Origin of the sequence: Streptomyces sp. NBC_01320 (assembly GCF_035974375.1) — a bacterium.
Taxonomy (GTDB): Bacteria; Actinomycetota; Actinomycetes; order Streptomycetales; family Streptomycetaceae; genus Streptomyces; species Streptomyces yanii.
The window spans coordinates 5,275,420-5,296,132 of the sequence record NZ_CP108390.1; the positions used below are offsets into that span (position 1 = coordinate 5,275,420).

16 protein-coding genes and 1 riboswitch are annotated in these 20,713 nt (G+C 71.1%); of the genes, 7 read left to right on the top strand and 9 right to left on the bottom strand.

Annotated elements, in window-relative coordinates:
- Positions 1-7: 7 nt before the first annotated feature.
- On the top strand, positions 8-1,606 hold the full coding sequence (locus OG395_RS23790; RefSeq protein WP_327244768.1) for a DUF5691 domain-containing protein: 1,599 nt from the start codon (positions 8-10) through the stop codon (positions 1,604-1,606).
- A gap of 206 nt (positions 1,607-1,812) precedes the next feature.
- On the opposite strand, the gene OG395_RS23795 is transcribed toward OG395_RS23790, so the two are convergent.
- Positions 1,813-2,226 (bottom strand): cobalamin B12-binding domain-containing protein, encoded by a 414-nt coding sequence (locus tag OG395_RS23795; protein ID WP_266982434.1) that lies wholly within the window; start codon positions 2,224-2,226, stop codon positions 1,813-1,815.
- A gap of 353 nt (positions 2,227-2,579) precedes the next feature.
- On the opposite strand from OG395_RS23795, the gene OG395_RS23800 reads away from it, so the two are divergent.
- Complete coding sequence (locus tag OG395_RS23800; protein WP_327244769.1) at positions 2,580-3,443, top strand: esterase/lipase family protein; 864 nt, start codon at positions 2,580-2,582, stop codon at positions 3,441-3,443.
- Between the two features lie 295 nt (positions 3,444-3,738).
- Positions 3,739-5,226 carry a M23 family metallopeptidase gene (locus OG395_RS23805; protein WP_327244770.1) on the top strand — a complete coding sequence of 496 codons (1,488 nt, stop codon included), beginning with the start codon at positions 3,739-3,741 and terminating at the stop codon, positions 5,224-5,226.
- 85 nt (positions 5,227-5,311) lie between these two features.
- On the opposite strand, the gene pcrA is transcribed toward OG395_RS23805, so the two are convergent.
- Complete coding sequence (gene pcrA, locus OG395_RS23810) at positions 5,312-7,765, bottom strand: DNA helicase PcrA (protein ID WP_327244771.1); 2,454 nt, start codon at positions 7,763-7,765, stop codon at positions 5,312-5,314.
- Between the two features lie 258 nt (positions 7,766-8,023).
- A riboswitch (cyclic di-AMP (ydaO/yuaA leader) is annotated at positions 8,024-8,188 on the top strand.
- Here pcrA and OG395_RS23815 point away from each other — a divergent pair.
- Positions 8,187-9,359: a C40 family peptidase gene (locus OG395_RS23815; RefSeq protein ID WP_327244772.1), complete on the top strand. Its 1,173-nt coding sequence runs from the start codon at positions 8,187-8,189 to the stop codon at positions 9,357-9,359. (Overlaps the previous riboswitch by 2 nt.)
- 71 nt (positions 9,360-9,430) lie before the next feature.
- Here the strand turns inward: OG395_RS23815 and OG395_RS23820 are convergent, their stop codons facing one another.
- Entirely contained in the window at positions 9,431-9,784 is a 354-nt protein-coding gene (locus OG395_RS23820; protein WP_266982443.1) for a hypothetical protein, read from the bottom strand.
- Between the two features lie 355 nt (positions 9,785-10,139).
- Here OG395_RS23820 and OG395_RS23825 point away from each other — a divergent pair, with 355 nt between their 5' ends.
- Positions 10,140-11,189 carry a C40 family peptidase gene (locus tag OG395_RS23825; RefSeq protein ID WP_327244773.1) on the top strand — a complete coding sequence of 350 codons (1,050 nt, stop codon included), beginning with the start codon at positions 10,140-10,142 and terminating at the stop codon, positions 11,187-11,189.
- Between the two features lie 175 nt (positions 11,190-11,364).
- Here OG395_RS23825 and OG395_RS23830 read toward each other — a convergent pair whose 3' ends face one another.
- Positions 11,365-12,060 carry a response regulator transcription factor gene (locus tag OG395_RS23830; RefSeq protein ID WP_327244774.1) on the bottom strand — a complete coding sequence of 232 codons (696 nt, stop codon included), beginning with the start codon at positions 12,058-12,060 and terminating at the stop codon, positions 11,365-11,367.
- A complete protein-coding gene (locus tag OG395_RS23835) occupies positions 12,057-13,343 on the bottom strand; it encodes a PspC domain-containing protein (RefSeq protein WP_327244775.1) in 1,287 nt (428 codons plus the stop codon). The genes OG395_RS23830 and OG395_RS23835 overlap by 4 nt, the downstream gene beginning before the upstream one ends.
- Before the next feature lie 190 nt (positions 13,344-13,533).
- Here OG395_RS23835 and OG395_RS23840 point away from each other — a divergent pair, with 190 nt between their 5' ends.
- On the top strand, positions 13,534-14,844 hold the full coding sequence (locus OG395_RS23840; protein WP_327244776.1) for a PspC domain-containing protein: 1,311 nt from the start codon (positions 13,534-13,536) through the stop codon (positions 14,842-14,844).
- Between the two features lie 156 nt (positions 14,845-15,000).
- Here the strand turns inward: OG395_RS23840 and OG395_RS23845 are convergent, their stop codons facing one another.
- The 4 genes from OG395_RS23845 to guaA form a co-directional block, all read right to left on the bottom strand.
- Positions 15,001-15,510: a DoxX family protein gene (locus tag OG395_RS23845; RefSeq protein WP_327244777.1), complete on the bottom strand. Its 510-nt coding sequence runs from the start codon at positions 15,508-15,510 to the stop codon at positions 15,001-15,003.
- A gap of 134 nt (positions 15,511-15,644) precedes the next feature.
- Positions 15,645-16,910, bottom strand: a complete 1,266-nt coding sequence (locus tag OG395_RS23850) for a hypothetical protein (RefSeq protein WP_327249439.1) — start codon at positions 16,908-16,910, stop codon at positions 15,645-15,647.
- 113 nt (positions 16,911-17,023) lie between these two features.
- A complete protein-coding gene (locus OG395_RS23855; RefSeq protein WP_327244778.1) occupies positions 17,024-17,794 on the bottom strand; it encodes a class II aldolase/adducin family protein in 771 nt (256 codons plus the stop codon).
- A 165-nt stretch (positions 17,795-17,959) separates the two neighbouring features.
- A complete protein-coding gene (guaA, locus tag OG395_RS23860) occupies positions 17,960-19,555 on the bottom strand; it encodes a glutamine-hydrolyzing GMP synthase (protein WP_266982459.1) in 1,596 nt (531 codons plus the stop codon).
- 381 nt (positions 19,556-19,936) lie between these two features.
- Here guaA and OG395_RS23865 point away from each other — a divergent pair, with 381 nt between their 5' ends.
- Positions 19,937-20,245 (top strand): chorismate mutase, encoded by a 309-nt coding sequence (locus OG395_RS23865; RefSeq protein ID WP_327244779.1) that lies wholly within the window; start codon positions 19,937-19,939, stop codon positions 20,243-20,245.
- Positions 20,246-20,713 lie beyond the last annotated feature (468 nt).

Here is a 20,713-nt window from a genome sequence, read left to right on the forward strand (position 1 = left end):
AGGACCGATGCCCAGTACAACCACCCCGTGGGAAGAGCTCGTCACCTCGGCGTTGCTCGGCACCGATCGCCGGCCGTCATCGGCGGGCGGCGATCGGGGGCCGGTCGCGCTCCTGGACGCGGCGGCGCTCCACACCGTGCGGCACAGAGCCGGACTGCTGCCCGCACCCGCGGCCGCGCGGCCGGGGACGGCGCCCGCCGACCCCCGGCCGCCCCTGCCGCCGGCCGCGCGGCGCAGACTCGCCCAGCTGCTCGCCGACCGGTCGGCGCCGAGCGGTGCGGGCGGCCGACGCGGTGCCGCGCCGGATCTCACCGAGCTGATCCCGCAGTGGCTGGCCACAGCCGGTCTGCACGGCTACCGGGCGCCGGCAGCGCTGCTCCCGGCCCTCCTGGACGCGGCCCGCGCCCGTACCGACCTGCGGCCGCAGGCCCTGGCGTTCGCCGGGCCGCGTGGGCTGTGGCTGGCCCGGCTGAATCCTGACTGGAAGTTCGCGCTGCGCGGCTCGTCCGGCGGCGCGCCGCGGCCCGAGGTGACGGACCCGGAGGCGGTGCGCCGGCTGTGGGAGGAGGGCTTGTTCGCCGAGCGCGTCGCCCTGCTCGGGGCCGTACGCGCACATGATCCGGGGAGCGCGCTCGCGCTGCTGACCAGCACGTGGCCGACGGAGCGTGCCGAGGACCGGCTGATGTTCGTGGACTCGCTGCGTACCGGGCTGTCCGGTGCGGACGAACCGTTCCTGGAGCAGGCGCTCTCCGACCGCAGCCGCAATGTCCGCGCGACGGCCGCCGAGCTGCTGTCCGCGCTGCCGGAGTCGGCGCTGGCCGGACGGATGGCGGCCCGTGCGGCGTCATGCGTGAACCCGGACCTGACGGCCAGTTCCGCGTCCATCGCCGTGGAGGCGCCGCATGAATGCGATGGGGAGATGCAGCGCGACGGCGTGGTCGCGGTGCCGCCATCCGGCCGGGGCGAACGGTCCTGGTGGCTGGGCCAGTTGGTGGAGTCGACCCCGCTGTCCACCTGGCCGGCGCGGTTCGGCGGGCGTACGCCGCAGGAGATCGTCGCGCTGCCCGTCGCCGACGGCTGGGGTGAGGAACTGCGCGCGGCGTGGTGCCGGGCAGCGGTGCGGCAGCGGGCCCCGGAGTGGGCCCGCGCGCTGCTGGGCGCCCCCTCCGTACCCCCGTCGAACGGCCCCGGCACTGCGTCGCTCGCCGAGCGCTCCAAGCTCCTCGCCACACTGCCCGGTACGGAACGGGCCACGTGGGTGGCCGACTTCATTGCCGCGCACGGGCTGTCCGAGGCGTTCCAGCTCCTGGGGGTCTGCACGGTTCCATGGGCGGAGCCGCTGGGCAGATCGGTCGTCGACGCGCTCGACATCGCCCGCGACGCGGGGAGCTATCCGTGGAGCTTCAGCGGCGTGATGGGTCTCGCCGAGCGCTGTCTGAACCCGGCGGAGGCGGACCGCCTGGAGGTCCTCACGACGACACCGGACGAGCCGGAGGGCGCGTCGCCGGGAGCCGCCGGCTACTGGTCGGAGGCGTTCCAGCGACTGGTCTCCACCCTGCGGCTGCGCGCGGCGATGGAGGCGGAGCTGCTGCCGGAGGCGGCGTAGGGGCTGCCGGAGGCGGCGTAGGGGCTGCCGGAGGCGGCGTAGGGGGTGCCGGAGGCGGCGACGGGTTGCGCGGCCTGCGCCGCGCTGCGTCCTCAATCCCCCGTGGTCCCCAGGGCAAGGGGACCCCTTCGACGGACCCGGCCTCGCACCGGGCGGGCGATTGAGGACACAGGGCACCGGACGGGCGAGCGCCCCGGCCCGCCCGGTCAGGCGTCTGCGGACTGGCGGACGTTGGCGTTCACCCAGTCGACGATCGAGCCCGTCGTCGCCCCCGGGGTGAAGATCGCCGCGACGCCCTGCTCCTTCAGCGGTGCGATGTCCGCCTCCGGGATGATGCCGCCGCCGAACACCTTGATGTCCTCCGCGTCGCGCTCCTTCAGGAGCTCGATCACCTTGGCGAAGAGCGTGTTGTGCGCGCCGGAGAGGATCGAGAGGCCGATCGCGTCGGCATCCTCCTGGATCGCGGTGTCGACGATCTGCTCGGGCGTCTGGTGGAGCCCGGTGTAGATGACCTCCATACCGGCGTCGCGCAGCGCCCGCGCGATCACCTTCGCCCCGCGGTCATGGCCGTCGAGGCCCGGCTTGGCCACCACCACACGGATCGGACCGGTCACACCCATCACTGCCTCCACATGCGTCTCCCGTGCCGGAAAGGGCCGGGGATGTGAACGAACGTTATCGACAGCATCCCGCAACCCGCCGTTTCGCGGTGGGCCGGGAGGGGGAAATCACACCTGGGACATGTTCGCCGGGCCCCGTTCCCGCATTCACGCGGCATCCCTGCCGCGCGGGCCACGGAGGCCAGGGGAGCCGCTACGAGGTCGCCGTACCAACCGCGCCGCCAGCCGCACGGCACGGTGGTACGGCTCGTCGACAGGTGGTTTGACCAGCCACCCGCGCCTCTGCCTCGGCACCCCATGAGGGCATACGGGGACTTGAGCCGCCTCCCGTGCGCCGAAGCAGGAGGTCGGCCATGAAGGTCCTGCCTTTTCTTCCGCTACTGCTGCGCCAGCCGTGTCTGCGTCGCACCTGGCTGTCATCGGCACTGCTGAGAGCCACCGCGCTGGAGCTGGTCGTGCTCGTCGGGCACGTGCTCCTCTACCCCTCGGGCATGACCGGGGAGCGGCATGACGCGGCGCCCCCGCCCGAACAGCCGCCCACCGCACCGGCCGGAACCCGGGCCCTGCCCACCGAGAGCCCCGAGCGGCGGCCCGTCGTGCTCCTGCACGGGTTCATCGACAACCGCTCCGTCTTCGTCCTGCTGCGCCGCTCCCTCGCCCGGCACGGCTGGCACCATCTGGAGTCCCTCAACTACTCACCGCTGACGTGTGACATCCGCACGGCCGCCGAACTTCTCGGCCGGCATGTCGAGGAGATCTGCACCCGCACCGGGCACCACGAGGTCGACGTCGTCGGCCACAGCCTCGGTGGCCTGATCGCCCGTTATTACGTGCAGCGACTCGGCGGTGACCGACGGGTCCACACCCTGGTCACACTCGGCACCCCGCACGGCGGCACCGCCGTCGCCCCGGTGGCCAGTGCGCACCCGATCGTGCGCCAGATGCGCAGCGATTCCGCCCCGATCGAGGAGCTGCGCCGCCCCGCGCCCGGCTGCCGCACCCGGTTCGTGAGCTTCTGGAGCGAGCTGGACCAGGTGATCGTCCCGGTCGAGGCGGCCTGCATCGACCATCCGGACCTTGATGCGCTGAACGTGCGCGTCACCGGGATCGGCCACCTCGCACTGCCGGTCCACCCGGCGGTCGCCGCCGGGATCCGGCAGGCCCTGGAGTCCCCGGAATCGGCCACCGGTCTCATGGGAGCCACCTCGGTCGCCTGAGGGACCGGAGTCCCTCACGGGCACAAGGCCGCCACGCCGTGCCGGGGGCATACCCCCGGGCACCATGGCCGCCCGGAGCGCGCTCGCAAATAGAACGCGTTTCGAACATAGAGCCAAGGCTGTGTGCACAGTCCGCCGAAAGACGGTTGATTGCCCGTTTCCTGCGGGCCCCGAACCTGAGGAAGATTGTCGCCGTCACGTACTGCCGGGTACAGTCGCGGCCACTGCTTTCCCCCTGGGATTCCCCCACCGGACCCCAGACCCAGGTCCTGCTGCCGAGGCGAGAGAGAAGTTGGTGAACGACCAGCACCCCTACGCCGGGTATGTCGGTTACGACAGCCACTCCACGGGCAGCTTCGACAGTGACCCGCTCTTCGGCTCCCTCCCGGTCAGCCACGACGGCACGTACGGCACCACCGGTTACAGCAGCGGCTACGACACCGGACAGGCCGGGTACAGCGGCCAGTACGACTCCACCCAGTGGGACACCGGCGCGCATCAGACCGCCGCGTACGACCCCTATGCCGCGTACGGGGCCCAGCATCCGCAGCAGTACGACACCACCGCGACCTGGATGCCGGAAGCCACGGGCGTCCCCGCGCAGGGCGGCGCTCCAGACGCGTCGGGCCAGTGGGACACCAACGGCTGGCACCAGAACGGCCAGTGGGCGACGACCGGGACGACCGCCTACGACACCGGCGCGTACGACGCCACTGCCTGGAACACCGGCGCCACGCCCGAGCACGAACAGCAAACCGCGCAAACCGCGCACGAGTCGTACGAACCCGAACAGGCCGCGCACGAGGTGTACGAGGACCAGGGTTCCTACGCTCCGTACGAGCCCTACCCGCCCGCCGCGACCGCGGAGCCCACGGACATCACCGCGACCTCCGAGTTCGGCGTCGCCGACCTGGACCTGGACCCGGACCTCGAGGCCGATGCGGACGACGCGGCAGACCGGTCGGACCACGCGGTGGAGCGCACCGCCGACATCCCCCGCCCTGCGAGCCGTTCCGTCACCCGCGGCGGCGGTGGCAGCCGTGGTCGGCGTCGCACCCCCGCCAAGCGTTCCGCTCTCCTCACCGTGGCCGTCCCCTCCGCCTGCGTGATGAGCGTCGCCGGTATCGCCGCCGCCTCCGTCGGCGGACTCGGTAGCGGCGAGGACACCAAGGACGACACCACGTCGATGGCGGCCTCCGACCCCGGCAGCATCAAACCGGTCGCCGCCAACAACAAGCTGGACACCCAGCTCGCCAACCTCAGCGCCGACGCCGAGAACTTCGCCGACCGCGCCAGCCGCACCCAGGAGCGCATCGACCTGAGGGAGCGGCAGGCCGCCGAGAAAAAGAAGCGCGAGGAGGAGGCCGCCCGGAAAGAGGCGCTGCGGCCCAAGTTCCTCCTGCCGGTCAAGCAGCACGGCCTCAGCGCCTACTACGGCCAGGCGGGCGTCAACTGGATGTCCGTGCACACGGGCATCGACTTCCCCGTCTCGTACGGCACTCCGGTGATGGCCGCGACCGACGGCACCGTACGCACCCAGTGGAACAGCGCCTACGGGAACATGGCCATCGTCACCACGGCCGACGGTACCGAGACCTGGTACTGCCACCTCAGCAGCACCAGGATCCGCTCGGGCCCGGTCAAGGCCGGTGACGTCATCGCGTACTCCGGGAACTCCGGCAACTCCACCGGCCCGCACCTGCACTTCGAGGTCCGGCCCGGTGGCGGAGCGGCCATAGACCCGCTGCCCTGGCTCCGCAGCCACGGCCTCAACCCGACCTGAGCAGCAGAGCCCGACACGGCACAGGCCCCACCCGTCGGCAGGGGCGGGCACCCGCGCCCGCCCCGTCGGCTCCGGAGCGGGCCCCCTAGAGCTTCTCCACCGGCGCGTACCGCAGCAGCAGCTTCTTCGGTCGTTCGTCCCCGAAGTCGACCGTCGCCTTCGCCTGGTCGCCGATCCCCTCGACCGCCGTCACCGTGCCGAGCCCGAACTGGTCGTGCGTGACCCGGTCCCCGACCACCAGCGTCACCGTCGGCTTGTCCGAGGTACGCCGGGTCGCGAAGCCCGAGGGGCCCGAGCGGGCGCGCGACGAGGACAGCGACGACGTGATCCCCGACGTCGGTCCGGCCGGGGCCGCCATCGGCCCGGTCCGCTTCCACTCCAGATGCTGGTCCGGGATCTCCTCCAGGAACCGCGACGGCGGGTTGTACGAGGGCTGACCCCACGCACTGCGCATGGCCGCCCGGGTCAGGTAGAGCCGCTCACGGGCACGGGTGATGCCGACGTACGCGAGGCGCCGCTCCTCCTCCAGCTCCTTGACCTGTCCCAGGGCGCGCATGTGCGGGAAGACGCCGTCCTCCATGCCGGTCAGGAACACCACCGGGAATTCGAGCCCCTTGGCCGTATGCAGCGTCATCAGCGTGATGACGCCGGAGCCGTCCTCGTCCTCGTCGGGGATCTGGTCGGAGTCGGCCACGAGCGCGACCTTCTCCAGGAACTCGGCGAGCGTGCCCGTGCTCGCACCTTCCTCCCCGGCGGACTCCCCCCGCTCCTGCTCGAATTCGAGCGCGACGGCGGCGAGTTCCTGGAGGTTCTCGATCCGCGTCTCGTCCTGCGGGTCCGTGGACGCCTGGAGCTCGGCGAGATAGCCGGTCCGTTCCAGCACCGCCTCCAGCACCACGGCGGGGCCCGCGCCGGACTCGACGATCGTGCGCAGTTCCTCCATCAGCGTGTTGAACCGCTTGACGGCGTTGGCCGAGCGGGCCGCCATGCCGTACGCCTCGTCGACGCGGCGCAGTGCCTGCGGGAACGTGATCTTCTCGCGCAGCGACAGTGCGTCGATCATCGCCTCGGCGCGGTCGCCGATACCGCGCTTGGGCACGTTGAGGATGCGGCGCAGCGGGACGGTGTCCTCGGGGTTGGCGAGGACCCGGAGGTAGGCCAGGATGTCCCGGACCTCCTTGCGCTCGTAGAAGCGCACGCCGCCGACGACCTTGTAGGGCAGGCCGACGCGGATGAAGATCTCTTCGAAGACGCGGGACTGCGCGTTCGTCCGGTAGAAGATCGCGACGTCGCCGGCTTTCGCGTCGCCCGCGTCGGTCAGCCGGTCGATCTCGTCGGCGACGAACTGCGCCTCGTCGTGCTCGGTGTCCGCGACATAGCCGGTGATCCGGGCGCCCTCGCCCGCGTTCGTCCAGAGGTTCTTGGGGCGGCGGCTCTCGTTGCGCTCGATGACCGCGTTGGCGGCGGAGAGGATCGTCTGCGTGGAGCGGTAGTTCTGCTCCAGCAGGATCGTCGTCGCGTTCGGGTAGTCCTCCTCGAACTGGAGGATGTTGCGGATCGTCGCGCCGCGGAAGGCGTAGATCGACTGGTCGGCGTCACCCACGACGCAGAGCTCGGCGGGGGCGTCGGTCTCTCCGGCCGGGCCGACCAGCTCGCGTACGAGCGTGTACTGCGCGTGGTTGGTGTCCTGGTACTCGTCGACGAGGACGTGCCGGAAGCGGCGTCGGTAGTGCTCGGCGACGTCGGGGAACGCCTGGAGCAGATGGACCGTCGTCATGATGATGTCGTCGAAGTCCAGTGCGTTGGCCTCGCGCAGCCGGGACTGGTACATCGCGTACGCCTGGGCGAGTGTCTTCTCGAAGCCGTCCGCGGCCTGGCCGGCGAAGGTCTCCTCGTCGATCAGCTCGTTCTTCAGGTTCGAGACCTTGGCCGTGAACGACTTCGGCGGGAAGCGCTTCGGGTCGAGGTCCAGATCGCGGCAGACCAGGGCCATCAGCCGCTTGGAGTCGGCCGCGTCGTAGATCGAGAACGACGAGGTGAAGCCGAGCCGCTTCGACTCGCGGCGCAGGATCCGCACGCACGCGCTGTGGAACGTCATGACCCACATGGCGTTGGCGCGCGGTCCGACGAGCTGCTCGACGCGCTCCTTCATCTCGCCCGCGGCCTTGTTGGTGAAGGTGATCGCCAGGATCTGGCCGGGGTGCACACCCCGCTCGGCCAGCAGGTGGGCGATCCGGTGGGTGAGTACCCGGGTCTTGCCGGAGCCCGCGCCGGCGACGATGAGCAGCGGCGATCCGGCGTGCACGACCGCGGCGCGCTGCTCGGTGTTCAGCCCGTCGAGCAGGGCGGCGGAGTCGATGGCGGGGCGGTGGGCGCCGTCCCGGTAGTACGCGTCCCGGGGCGGCGGGGGCGCGTCGAAGACACCCGCGAAGAGGTCCTCCGGCACCGCTTCGGGTGCGGAGTCCTCGGGGGGCGGCGGGGGTTCTTCCTCCGAGTGCTGGAGGCCGGCCAGGAAACTGTCGTCAAAGAGGCTGCTCATCGCCTCACGAGTCTAGGACGACGCACCGACACTCTGCGGCCGCATGGAGAAGCACGGCCGGAGGACGCCTACGCACGGAGAGCGTCCGCCCACGTCCCGTAAGGAAATCGGCGCCCGGACCACGTCCTCCGGCCCCTCTTCATCAAGGTCACGAAAACGTATCAGACATATCGAACATCAACCTTCACAGCGGCACCACGAGTTGGCTAGCGTGCTCCGTCGGGTGGCCCGTACCCCCTTGAGGCGAACCACGCCGAGCGGGCTCCCCCGCCGAATCCGGGCTGCCCACAGGGGAGTTCGGAACCGGGGACCCACATGCAAAACCGGGGTGAATCGGTCTGTATCCCCACTCGGACCGTAGGGCAGCCTTCCGTTCCGCCCGAACCCGACAGCTAACCCGGTAGGCGGTCCACGGAAGGAGATGCCGGCTTTGGCATCGCATCGCAAACCGCGCAGCCGGGTACGCGCCACCACCCCGGCCGTCGGGCTCACGACGGCCGCACTGGCAGGGGTGACCCTGCTGTCGACCCAGAGCGCCACGGCCGCCCCGAGCGCGCCCAAGCCCAGCATCGAGGACGTACAGAAGAAGGTCGACGACCTCTACCGGCAGGCGGGTACCGCGACCCAGCAGTACAACAAGGCGAAGGAGGCCTCCGCCATGCAGCGCGGCAAGGTCGACGCCCTGCTGGAGGACGTGGCCGAGCGCGCCGACAAGCTGAACGAGGCGCGCAGAACGCTCGGCAACTACGCGGCCGCGCAGTACCGCACCGGTTCCATCGCCCCGACCGCCACCTTCTTCCTGGCCGACGACCCGCAGTCGTACTTCGACCAGAACCAGCTGATGAACCGGATGACCGCCCAGCAGCAGAAGGCGGTCACGGACTTCCGTACGCAGCAGGCAGCGGCGGCGAAGAAGCGCACCGAGGCGACGAAGAGCCTGGAGACGCTCACCGAGTCCCAGGCCACGCTCCGGACCAGCAAGCAATCCGTCCAGAAGAAGCTGGGCGAGGCGCGCGCGATGCTGTCGGAGCTGACGGCCGAGGAGAAGGCGCGGCTGGCGGCACTGGAGCGCGAGAAGGAGGCGGAGGCCAAGCGCAAGGCGGAGGAACTCGCCCGTCGGCAGGCCGCCGCCAAGGCCGAGGCGGACCGCAAGGCCGAGGAGGCGGCGAAGCAGGCCGGCTCCACCGGCGGCACGGGGACGAGCACCGGGACCGGGACCGGGACCGGCTCGGACACCAGCGCCACCACGAAGGCCGAGAAGGTTCTCGCCTTCGCCCGCGCCCAGATCGGCAAGCCGTACGTCTGGGGAGCGACGGGCCCCTCCTCGTACGACTGCTCGGGGCTGACCCAGGCCGCCTGGAAGGCGGCGGGCGTCGACATCCCCCGCACCACCTGGGACCAGGTGAAGATCGGCACCCGGATAGCCACGGCCGACCTGCAGCCGGGCGACCTCGTCTTCTTCTACGACGACATCAGCCACGTCGGTATCTACAAGGGCGACGGCATGATGATCCACGCCCCGAAGCCGGGGGCGAACGTCCGCGAGGAGTCGATCTACTACATGCCGATCTACGGCAGCGTGCGCCCGGCGTAACACCGGGCCCGCACAAGAGGAGCCCCTGCCGGGTCCGGCAGGGGCTCACTCCTCATGCGGATGGGTCCGGCTCAGGTCCAGAGTGTCGCGATGAAGATGTTGGCGACCGTCAGCCCGCCGACCGCCGCGAACACGCCCTTCTCGACCTTCTCCTCGTCCCGCTTGATGTAGACCAGCGCGAGGATCACCACCAGGACCGCCAGCTTCACGCCGATCTTGATGTTGTTGACCGGGTGGTCGTCGGCCTGGTTGAGCCCGACCAGCGCGACACCGGTGACCAGCATGGTCAGCGCGCCGTGCAGCATCGCCGGGACGAAGCGTGCCGTGCCCGCGCCCATCGCCTTCATCTGGGTCAGGAAGCCGCCCAGGAGGGCGGCGATGCCGATGATGTGCAGTGCGACGAAGACATTGATGAGTACGTCCATGAGGCCGCAGCCTAGCCGGGGCCATATCACCCCTCTTCGGCGAGGTGGGGGCTCCTCGGCATTTCCCTCGCATCTGCACCAATTGCCTGACTCTGATGGAATTTTCCAGTCACTCGGCGACAATACATTGCCAAATTCGGGCAATAGCCGTCATTGTGACTCTTCCTCGCGCCCCGGGCTTAGCGTCCCTGTCCAGGTGGCCGGCTTCACCACCGCTCCGCACCCGGACGGCAGCCCGGTCACCTCGCCGAGAAATCCGGCGGCGGGCCGCTCCCCCTGTTGGCGTCCCGCCGCCGGACCTCAGCGGCCCGCCGGTAGCCCCCGACGGGCAGTCGACGCAAGGAGCCCCGCCCCCTTGGCAGCGCATCGGAAACCCAGGCAGCGCCCGCACACCGGCTCCGCCGCCCGCACCGCAGCCACACTCGCCTTCGCCGGGGCCGCGACCGCCGCCGTCCTGCCGGGCTCCGCGCACGCCGAACCACAGCCCACCCCCACCCGGATCAAGGCCGCGGTGGACCGGCTGTACCACGACGCCGAGGTCGCCACCGAGCAGTACAACGGCGCGAAGGAGGAGGCGACCGCCGCCGCCAAGTCCCTGAACGCACTGCGCGACGAGGCCGCCCGCAGGACCGAACGCCTCAATGCCTCCCGCGACGCACTCGGTTCGCTCGCCGCCGCGGAGTACCGCACCGGCGGCCTCGACCCCGCCGTGCAGCTGGCGCTGTCCTCGGACCCCGACCAGTATCTGCAACGGGCCTCGTACGTGGAGTGGGCCGCCGACCGTCAGGCGGCCGAGGTCTCCAACGTGCAGCGGCAGGTCACCGAGATCGCCCAGCTGCGCACGGAGGCGAAGGACGAGCTGGCGGCCCTCACCGCTCGCCGGGCGGACCTGAAGAAGCACCGGACGACGGTCAGGGCCAGACTGGCCGACGCCCAGAAGCTCCTCGACACCCTCTCACCCGCGGAGCGCGCCGAGTTCGAACGCGCGGACGCCGCCCGCGCCGCCGCCCGCGCGGATCGCGGCGCCCCGCGCTTAGGCGCCACCCAGGCTCCCAACGCCCGCGCCGCGGAGGCCGTCGCGTTCGCCTACGGGGCGCTCGGCAAGCCGTATGTCTGGGGCGCCACCGGACCGTCCTCGTTCGACTGCTCCGGGCTGACCCAGGCCGCCTGGCGTTCCGCCGGCGTCTCACTCCCCCGCACCACGTACACCCAGATCAACGCCGGCCGGCACATCCCCCGCTCCGAACTCGTCCCTGGTGACCTGGTGTTCTTCTACTCCGGGGTCAGCCATGTCGGTCTCTACATCGGCGACGGACAGATGATCCACGCACCGCACCCCGGAGCGCCGGTCCGCATCGCGCCGATCGACAACATGCCCTTCGCGGGAGCGACCCGAGTCGCATAGGCTCCCCCGCTCCGCAGTTCGCGGTCCTGAGTACTGAAGTACGCCAATCACGCGATCCCGGACAGGCTGGAGCCCGCCGACGCCGCTGTGGAACGGATCCACGCGGGCATCGGCCACCGAAGGGTCGGCGAGAAACTCGGCATCTCCATCGACCCCGAACGGGAGAACAGCTGACTCAGACCAGCCGTCGGGCCGTCGCCCACCGCGTCAGCTCGTGCCGGTTCGACAGCTGGAGCTTCCGCAGCACCGCCGAGACATGCGACTCGACCGTCTTCACCGAGATGAACAGCTGCTTGGCGATCTCCTTGTACGCATAGCCGCGCGCGATCAGCCGCAGCACCTCGCGCTCGCGCTGCGTCAGCCGGTCCAGGTCCTCGTCGACAGGCGGCGCGTCCGTCGAGGCGAACGCGTCGAGGACGAAGCCGGCCAGCCGGGGCGAGAACACCGCGTCGCCCTCCTGCACCCGGAAGACCGAATCGACCAGATCGTTGCCGGTGATCGTCTTGGTGACGTAGCCGCGAGCGCCGCCGCGGATGACACCGATGACATCCTCGGCGGCGTCCGAGACGGACAGCGCAAGGAACCGCACCGGATTCTCGACCGCGCCCATCAGCGGGGCGCAGCGGCGCAGCACCTCGACGCCGCCACCACCCGGCAGGTGCACGTCGAGGAGGACGACCTCGGGGCGGGTCGCCGTGATGACGGTGACCGCCTGGTCGACGTCGGCGGCCTCGCCGACGACCTCGACACCGGTCTCCTCGGTGCGGCCGATCTCGGCCTGGACTCCGGTGCGGAACATCCGGTGGTCGTCGACGAGCACGACCCGTACCCGGCGCTCCGGGCCCCCGGTCGCTTCGGTGGTCTCGGTCATTCGCCCGCCCTCTCCATCTCCAGCTCGACTTCCGTGCCCCCGCCGGGCACCGAACGCAGCCGCGCCGTACCGCCGTTGCGCTGCATCCGGCCGATGATTGATTCTCGTACGCCCATTCTGTCCCCCGGTACGGAATCCGGATCGAATCCCGGACCACGGTCCCGTACGGAGACGAAGACCGTGCGGCCCTCGACCTCCGCGTAGACCTGCACGGCGCCGCCCTCGCCACCGTACTTCGCGGCATTGACCATCGCCTCGCGTGCGGCCTGCATCTGCGCGGCGAGCTTCTCGTCGAGCGGGCAGTCGCCGACGACGACGACCTCCAGCGGGACGCCGTGCTTGTCCTCGACCTCGGCGGCGGCGCGTTTGACCGCTTCGGCGAGGGTCTCCGGTTCGTCGCCATCGTCCTTGCCAGTGCCCTCGGGGTTGTACAGCCAGTTGCGCAGCTCGCGTTCCTGGGCGCGGGCCAGTCTGCGGACCTCGCTGCCGTCGTCCGCGTTGCGCTGGATCAGGGTGAGGGTGTGCAGCACGGAATCGTGGACGTGAGCCGCGACCTCCGCGCGTTCCTGGGCCCTGATGCGCATCAGGCGTTCCTCGGACAGGTCCTGGGTCATGCGGACGAGATAGGGACCCGCCAGCAGCGCGATGCCGGTGAGGACGGCGATCGCCGCGGTCAGCACATTGCCGAGCTGGGCCGCGGAGCCGCGTACCACCATGAAGACGGCGAGTCCCAGGCCGACCAGGGCGACCCCGGCCAGCGCCCGGGCCAGATGCAGCACCCGGCGGCGGCGGCCGACCTCCATCCAGCGGGCCCGGCGGGCGTTGTCGGCCTGCCGCCACACCAGGACGGAGCCCGCGCCGATCAGCAGCGTCGGCCAGATGTAACGGTCGGCCTTGCTGCCCATGTCGACGTTGCCGACGAAGATCACGGCGCCGATGAGGAGCGCGAGGAGGGCGAACACCTGCCCCTTGTCGGGCTTGCGGAGCCTGCGCCGGCCGTCGGGGGCCGTCTCGAAGACGGAGCGCGGCGCGTCGACGCCGCCGACGCCGAGGGGGACGACGATCCAGAACACGGCGTAGAGCAGAGCCCCGAGGCCGTCCGCGAAGAACAGTCCGAGGAAGACGAACCGCACCCAGGCGACGGGCAGCCCGAGATGTCCGGCGAGACCGCGTGCGACGCCGCCGAGCAGCCGTCCGTCGGCACTGCGGTACAGCTTACGCAGCGGTGGCTCCTCCGGGTCGGCGCTGAGGGAGCTTGCGGCTCGGGGTGAGGCGGTCGGCATGCCACGATCGTCACATGGACGGGTGAGCGGCGGTATCAGGGTCTGCCCCCACTTCGACCCTGAGACGGGCCGGTCGCACCCGCTGTACCCCCCGCGACGGCGCCCTTCAGGGTCCGGGGGAACCAATATCAGGGATCGGCCAGGGTCGGTGCGGGTCCCGTCGGCGCTTGCCGCCCGTCACCATGGAGCCATGACCGTTCCCCAGGACGCCGCGCCCGGCGTCGCACCGCCGCCCGCCCCGAGACCGCAGCTGCAGCGCAGCTCGCGGCAGAAGGTGGTGGCCGGGGTGTGCGGCGGACTCGGCCGGTACTGCGACGTTGACCCGGTGATCTTCCGGATCGTGATCGGTGTGCTGTCGGTGACCGGTGGCGTCGGCCTGATCTTCTACGGCTTCGCCTGGCTGCTGCTCCCGCTGGAGGGCGAGGAGGAGAACGAGGCGCGCAGGCTGCTGTCCGGCCGGGTCGAGGGGGCGTCGCTGGTCGCGGTGCTGTTCGCGCTCGTCGGCTGCGGGCTCTTCCTGTCCATGCTGGGCAACGGGGGCACGCTGGCGTTCTCCGCGATGCTGACGCTCGCGGTCGTCGGCTTCAGCGTATGGACGCAAACCCGCAGGACCGCCGCGCCCGAGGACCCGCTGCACCCGACGGCCGCGCAGGCGGTGGCGGACGCCCCACCGGAGGTGAAAGCACCACCGTCACCGGGCAGCCCGTCCTGGTGGCGGGATCCGATCATCAAGGACGGCACCTCGGGGCCGGTGGGACCGGGGTATCTGTGGGGCCCGGCGGGTGCGGTGGCCGACAGTCCGCCGGTACGTCCGCGCAGGGCGGCGGACACCCCGTACCGCGCACCCGAGCCGGTCCGGGCCAACCGGGGACCACGCTCGATCGGCGGCCTGGTCTTCCTCCTCGCACTGATCGCGGGCGGTCTGGGCACGGGGCTGAGCTGGCACACGCATCCGTTCGGTACGAGCCTGCAGTTCGGCCTGGCCGCAGCGCTCGCCGTGTTCGGTGCGGGGATGGTGGTCAGCGCCTTCCTCGGCAGGACCGGGTTCGGCACCGTCCTGCTGGCCATGATCACGGCGGCGCTGCTGGCGGGCGCGGCCGCGCTGCCGAAGGACATCAGCACCCATTGGGTACGGGAGGAATGGCGCCCGGCATCGGTCGCCGCGGTCCAGCCGCGGTACGAGCTCGGCACCGGTGTCGGCACGCTCGACCTGTCGAAGGTGCCGGTCCCGAAGGGTGACACGGTCCGGACGCGGCTGGGGGTCGGCGCGGGCCGGGCGGTCGTCGTCGTACCGAAGGCGGTGACGCTCCGGGTGCGGGCGGACGCCGGGATCGGCGACATCCGGCTGCCGGGCGATCCGCCGGGCGATGTGGACATCAGCCCGTCGCCGAAGGAACACCGCATGATCGCCCCGCCCGCGGGCGTCACACCGGCGGGCACGGTCGAGCTGGATCTGGAAGTCGGTATCGGACAGGTGGAGGTCATTCGTGCTGCGTCATGAGATCCGGCCGGGTCGGGCGGTCGCGGGCATCGCGATGCTCGCCCTCGCCGCCGGTTACGCGGCGGACGCGGCGGGCACCTGGGACGCCCCCTGGGTCTTCTTCTTCCCGGTGTTCTTCGGCGGCCTCTGGCTCGCCGCGACCACGACGTGGGTCAGCTACCGTATGCGTCGCCGTCGCGACGCGAGGAGGGCGTCCACGGAGAACGAAGCGGCGCCGCCGAGCACCAGCGGCAGCCAGGCCATGAGGTAGGCCAGGTCGTTGCCGAAGTAGTACGGCTTGACCTGCCAGCTCACCGTCAGCCACAGGCTCAGCGAGATCAGCGCCCCGCCGATCGCGGCGAGCCGGGCCCACAGCCCGATCAGGGTGCCGATCCCGACGGCGATCTCAGCGAAGGCGATGGCGTACCCGAAGGCTCCCGGGCTCTTCAACGCGAGGTCGACGAGGGCCGGGATCGCGGCCGAGTCGCGCACCGCGTGCATCGTCTCGCCGATGGAGCCGGGGCCGGTGGTGCGGAAGAAGGCGCTGTCCGTCAGCTTGTCGAGTCCGGCATAGAGGAAGGTGACACCGAGAAAGATCCGCAGCGGCAGCAGGGCATGCTCCCGAGCCAGCTCCCGGATGCTTCTCGCCTCGCCCAGACCTCGCGAATTCGCGCCATACCCATGCATAAGGACCCCGCCCTTCCGTCGACCCGTCACCAGACCATACGTACGCGGCGAACGGGCTGCTCACCTGCCCTGCGGTTCGATCCGGTTCGATCGGACCCGAGTGGCGGCCGGAGGGAAAGACGGTCGAGCGGATCTCAGTCCGTGACGTCGATCTCGACCTGGTTCGTCTCCACCCCGGCGGCTGTCACGACCTGGATGTCCACCCGCCCGGGTTCCACCTCCACCGGGACCGGCACGGTGAGCACGGTGTCGGTCGGGTTGGCGAAGCCTCCCGTGACCGGGATCAGCGGGACATGGACATGGACCCGGCCGATCCGGACCACCATGCGGGCCAGCCGGTCCGGGGCCCCGGCGCCGGGCGGCACGAAGCCCGCGCCGCGGATCTCGATGTCGTCGCCGGTACGGATCGGTGCGTCCAGGTCACCGGCCTCCCGGGCCCGTACGACGGACAGCACGACCGGGCGCCCGCCCTCCGCGTACTTCCCCGCGAAGTACGTCGCCGTGGAGACCGCCACCAGCAGGGCCAGCCCCCAGGGCAGATCGGGGAGTTGCTCGGGCCGACGGGCCAGCCGAACCGCGGCGAAGAGGACGGCCACGGCGCTCACCAGCACGTACTGCACATCCGTGAAACTGCCGCGCCCGGAGTCGTCGGTGAGCAGATCGGCGGCGCGCGGCCGGTCCGCCCGCAGTTTCTGCAGGCGCTGCGTGAGGACGCGTACGGTCACCACCCGGCGTACGAGCACGGCGACGGCACACACCAGCGCCAGCGCGGTCAGCACCCCGGCGCCACGCGCCGGCTCCAGACCGTCGATCAGCGCGTCGCGCTCCGCGTGGCCGGAGGCACCTGCCAGCTGCAGCGCGAGAACGAGTACGGAGAAGACGGTGAGCAGCACCCAGGCGACGGCGACCGCGCGGGAGGTGGAGAGCCGGTTGTCCTCGCCGACCAGGGGTGCGAGGACGCCGCCGCGGGCCCGGTGGAAGCGAGCGGCGCCGGTCAGCAGTGCCGCGGTGACGAGCCCGGCGAGCAGACCGGCGGTGCGGGCGGTCGACCAGCCCGCGCCGATCGCGGTGACCGCCTCGCCGATGACGAGCACGGCGACGCTCCCCCAGACGACGGCCAGGGTGCGCTGCCAGACCCGGTGGAGCCAGGCGTCGCCCGCCTCCCGGCTGCGTTCGGCGACCGTGCGGGCCGACTCGGTCAGCTCGTCGGATACCCACTGACGGGTCGCGGACGCGGACTGGGCGACGCCGGTCGGCAGTCCCTGGCCCGCGGCGAGTCCGTCCCGTTTGGCCAGGAAGGCTGCCACCGCGCGCCGGTGTCCCTCGCGCGCCCCGTGCGGACAGTCGCCGCACGTACAGCCACCGCCGTGCGCGCCTTGTCGTGCCTCGTCCAACGCCACGGAGAACGCCGCCCTTTCCCGCCCCAGTACTGCCAACTGACCACTGATTGCTGCGAATTGTGCCGTACGGGACGGGCAGGTACCGCATCGGGGCGGCCCGGACGCGCAGATCGTCAGAACGTTCGAGCAATCCGCTTCCACAGCGGCTGGTAATTGATCCAGGCCACCAGGTCGCTGCCGAGCTGTTCGCGGGTGGCGACGGCGTCCCGGTGCTCGATCAGCACCGGCTTCCCGGCCGCCCGCGCGGTCAGCTGCACCTGGCAGGAACGCTCCATGGTCAGGAACCACCAGGCGGCCGCGTCCACCGAGTCTCCGACGGTCAGCAGTCCGTGGTTGCGCAGAATGATCGCCTTGCGGGTGCCGAGCGCGGCCGCGATCCGGCGTCCCTCGTCCTCGTCGACCAAGACCCCCGTATAGGCCTGGTAGACCGCGTGATCCTCGTAGAACGCGCAGGATTCCTGGGTGATCGGCTCGATGAACTCACCGAGCGTGGACAGTGCCCGGCCGTGCAGGGAGTGGGTGTGCGCGACGGCGACGACGTCCGGGCGCGCCCGGTGCACCTGGGCATGGACGGCGAACGCCGCCTGATTGACGTGGTGGCGCCCCTCGACGACCTGCCCGTCGCCGTTGACCAGGATCAGGTCCTCCGGGCTCATCCCGTCGAAGGGGGCGCCGAACGGGTTGACCCAGAAGCAGTCGGCGAACTCCGGGTCCCGTGCGGTGAGGTGACCGGAGACCCCGTCCTCGTACCCGTACTCACCGAACAGCCGCAGCGCCCCGGCCAGCCGCTCCTTGCGGTGCACGCGTTCCTCGCCGACCGACTCGTGGACGGGCGGCATCGCGAACTGCAGTTGTTCGACGGGGATCGGCGTGGGCTCGGGCATGGTGACTCCTCGGGGCTCCCAGGGCATTCGGACGGAAGCTACCGCCGGTCACCGCAGGTGGCCAGAGCGATCACGCATCGATTCGCCGGAGCGGCGGCCCCGGACACGGCGATGCCGCCGCCCGGATGAACGAGCGACGGCATCGGCGTTGGTCGTGCGGTGGGATCACTCCCACTCGATGGTGCCCGGCGGCTTGCTCGTCACGTCGAGGACGACGCGGTTGACGTCGGCGACCTCGTTGGTGATGCGGGTGGAGATCTTCGCCAGGACCTCGTACGGCAGGCGCGACCAGTCGGCCGTCATCGCGTCCTCGGAGGAGACGGGGCGCAGCACGATCGGGTGACCGTAGGTGCGGCCGTCGCCCTGGACACCGACCGAGCGGACGTCGGCCAGGAGGACCACCGGGCACTGCCAGATGTCGCGGTCGAGTCCGGCCGCGGTCAGCTCCTCGCGGGCGATGGCGTCGGCCTCGCGCAGCAGGTCGAGCCGGTCCTTGGTGACCTCGCCGACGATCCGGATGCCGAGACCGGGGCCGGGGAACGGCTGGCGCTGGACGATCTCCTCCGGCAGGCCGAGTTCCTGGCCGACCATCCGGACCTCGTCCTTGAACAGCTGGCGCAGCGGCTCGACGAGCTGGAACTCGATGTCCTCGGGGAGGCCGCCCACGTTGTGGTGGGACTTGATGTTGGCGGTGCCGGTGCCGCCGCCGGACTCGACGACGTCCGGGTAGAGCGTGCCCTGCACGAGGAACGCGACGTCCTCGCCGGCCGCGCCCGCCTCGGCGACGAGCTCGGCCTGGGCCTGCTCGAAGACGCGGATGAACTCGCGGCCGATGATCTTCCGCTTCTGCTCGGGGTCGGAGACCCCGGCCAGCGCCTTCAGGAACCGCTCCTCCGCGTCGACGACCTTCAGCTGGACGCCGGTGGAGGCCACGAAGTCCTTCTCGACCTGCTCGCTCTCGCCCTTGCGCATCAGACCGTGGTCCACGTACACGCAGGTCAGCTGGGAGCCGATGGCCTTCTGGACGAGGGCCGCGGCGACCGCGGAGTCCACGCCGCCGGAGAGGCCGCAGATGGCGCGCTTGGTGCCGACCTGCTCGCGGATCAGCGCGATCTGCTCCTCGACCACATTGGTCGTGGTCCAGGTCGGCTCGATGCCCGCGCCGCGGTAGAGGAAGTGCTCCAGGACCTGCTGGCCGTGCGTGGAGTGCAGGACCTCGGGGTGGTACTGGACGCCGTAGAGCTTCTTCTCGTCGTTCTCGAAGGCGGCGACCGGTACGACGTCCGTGGACGCGGTGACGGTGAAGCCCTCGGGGGCGGCGGAGCAGGCGTCGCCGTGCGACATCCAGACGGACTGCTCGGCGGGCGTGCCCTCGAAGAGCGTGGAGCCGGTCTTGGAGACGGTCAGCGGCGTGCGGCCGTACTCGCGGGCACCGTTGTCGTCGACGGTGCCGCCGAGCGTGGTGGCCATCAGCTGGAAGCCGTAGCACATACCGAAGACCGGGACCCCGGCCTCGAACAGCGAACGGTCGAGGCTGGGCGCGCCCTCCGCGTACACCGAGGAGGGGCCGCCGGACAGGATGATCGCCCGGGGGTTCTTGGCCAGCATCTCGGCCACCGGCATCGTGGACGGGACGATCTCGCTGTAGACCCGGGCCTCACGGACGCGTCGGGCGATGAGCTGGGCGTACTGCGCGCCGAAGTCGACAACAAGGACCACGTCGGGCGTGGTGTCGGGGGCGGCGGGGGGTGCTGCTGGCACGGGGGCGGCCTTCCGGCGGTGAGAGGGGGGGTCGGTTTCCGATTCTACCGGGGTTGCGAGGAGTACCTCTTTCTGTGTCTTCCCGGGTACGGGCGGAGACCCTCCGGGCGTCGGCCGGGACGGGGCCCGCGACCGCCCCGCCGACGGCGTCTCAGCATCCGGCCCCGCGCTGGCCCACCGCCCGGCGCGGGTCCATACTGGGGCCATGCGTCAGCACACGACCTTCGTCTTTACCTATGGCATCCGGCCCGCCGGCTGCCATGGTCGTGCTGCTTGAGCAACTGACAAGCAACGTTCCAGGCGCCCCGGGCCGACAGGCCCGGGGCGTTCTGCGTTCGGGGCCCGACCGCTCCGGGGACCACATCCCCCAGGAGTCACACCATGAGCAACAGCACCGCCGCCGCCGCGAAGACCCTCACCGAGAGGACCGGTGCGAACACCGATGAGGCCGCCGAGCTGATCGGTGACGCCCGCGAGCGCATCGACGCCCTCGACGACCGGATCATCGGGCTCGTCCAGGAACGGATGGCCGTTTCGGCAGTCATCCAGGAGGCGCGGATCACCTCCGGCGGCCGCCGGGTCAACCTCTCCCGCGAGATGGAGATCCTCGGCCAGTACCGGAAGGCGCTCGGCAAGCCCGGCACCTCGCTCGCCATGACGCTGCTGGAGCTGTGCCGCGGCCGCGTGTGACTTCCGCAGGACGGCCGCGCGCAGCCACCCGCAGGCCGGGCGCGCGGCGGCCGACGGGGGCTCCGGAGGCGTATCTGAGTTCGGACCGACTCTCACCCGTACGGCGCGTGACCGGGACCTCGGTGGCTTCGTTGGTCCCGGTGTCCGTGCCAGCCAGGGGCGGCTCAGGAAGAAACCACGCGTGGCTCCGCTGGAGCGTGTGGCGTACTGCAGGTACGCCGTGGGACCGCGCCCCAGCGTGCGTGACCGGTCGGCAGGGGACAGCAGCCCGGTCACCCCAAGAGCGGTCGGCTCCGGGGACGCCCGGAGCCGACCGTATCCGGTCGAAACGGTTGCGCGGGACGCAGCCGATCCAGCACGATGCAAGGGGCAAGTCCCCCATATCGCACCACTCACGACATGGGTCGACACCTCGTACGCGCCCCCCGCGCGCCGACCCGACGCGCCACCTTCCCGCGGCGCCACCCC

What these genes read in the sequence shown, in the direction of transcription:
- OG395_RS23790 (WP_327244768.1), top strand. Translation starts at nt 8, where the DNA reads ATGCCCAGTACAACCACCCCGTGGGAAGAGCTCGTCACCTCGGCGTTG.
- OG395_RS23795 (WP_266982434.1), bottom strand. Translation starts at nt 2,226, where the DNA reads ATGGGTGTGACCGGTCCGATCCGTGTGGTGGTGGCCAAGCCGGGCCTC.
- OG395_RS23800 (WP_327244769.1), top strand. Translation starts at nt 2,580, where the DNA reads ATGAAGGTCCTGCCTTTTCTTCCGCTACTGCTGCGCCAGCCGTGTCTG.
- pcrA (WP_327244771.1), bottom strand. Translation starts at nt 7,765, where the DNA reads ATGAGCAGCCTCTTTGACGACAGTTTCCTGGCCGGCCTCCAGCACTCG.
- OG395_RS23815 (WP_327244772.1), top strand. Translation starts at nt 8,187, where the DNA reads ATGCCGGCTTTGGCATCGCATCGCAAACCGCGCAGCCGGGTACGCGCC.
- OG395_RS23820 (WP_266982443.1), bottom strand. Translation starts at nt 9,784, where the DNA reads ATGGACGTACTCATCAATGTCTTCGTCGCACTGCACATCATCGGCATC.
- OG395_RS23830 (WP_327244774.1), bottom strand. Translation starts at nt 12,060, where the DNA reads ATGACCGAGACCACCGAAGCGACCGGGGGCCCGGAGCGCCGGGTACGG.
- OG395_RS23835 (WP_327244775.1), bottom strand. Translation starts at nt 13,343, where the DNA reads ATGCCGACCGCCTCACCCCGAGCCGCAAGCTCCCTCAGCGCCGACCCG.
- OG395_RS23840 (WP_327244776.1), top strand. Translation starts at nt 13,534, where the DNA reads ATGACCGTTCCCCAGGACGCCGCGCCCGGCGTCGCACCGCCGCCCGCC.
- OG395_RS23845 (WP_327244777.1), bottom strand. Translation starts at nt 15,510, where the DNA reads ATGCATGGGTATGGCGCGAATTCGCGAGGTCTGGGCGAGGCGAGAAGC.
- OG395_RS23855 (WP_327244778.1), bottom strand. Translation starts at nt 17,794, where the DNA reads ATGCCCGAGCCCACGCCGATCCCCGTCGAACAACTGCAGTTCGCGATG.
- OG395_RS23865 (WP_327244779.1), top strand. Translation starts at nt 19,937, where the DNA reads ATGAGCAACAGCACCGCCGCCGCCGCGAAGACCCTCACCGAGAGGACC.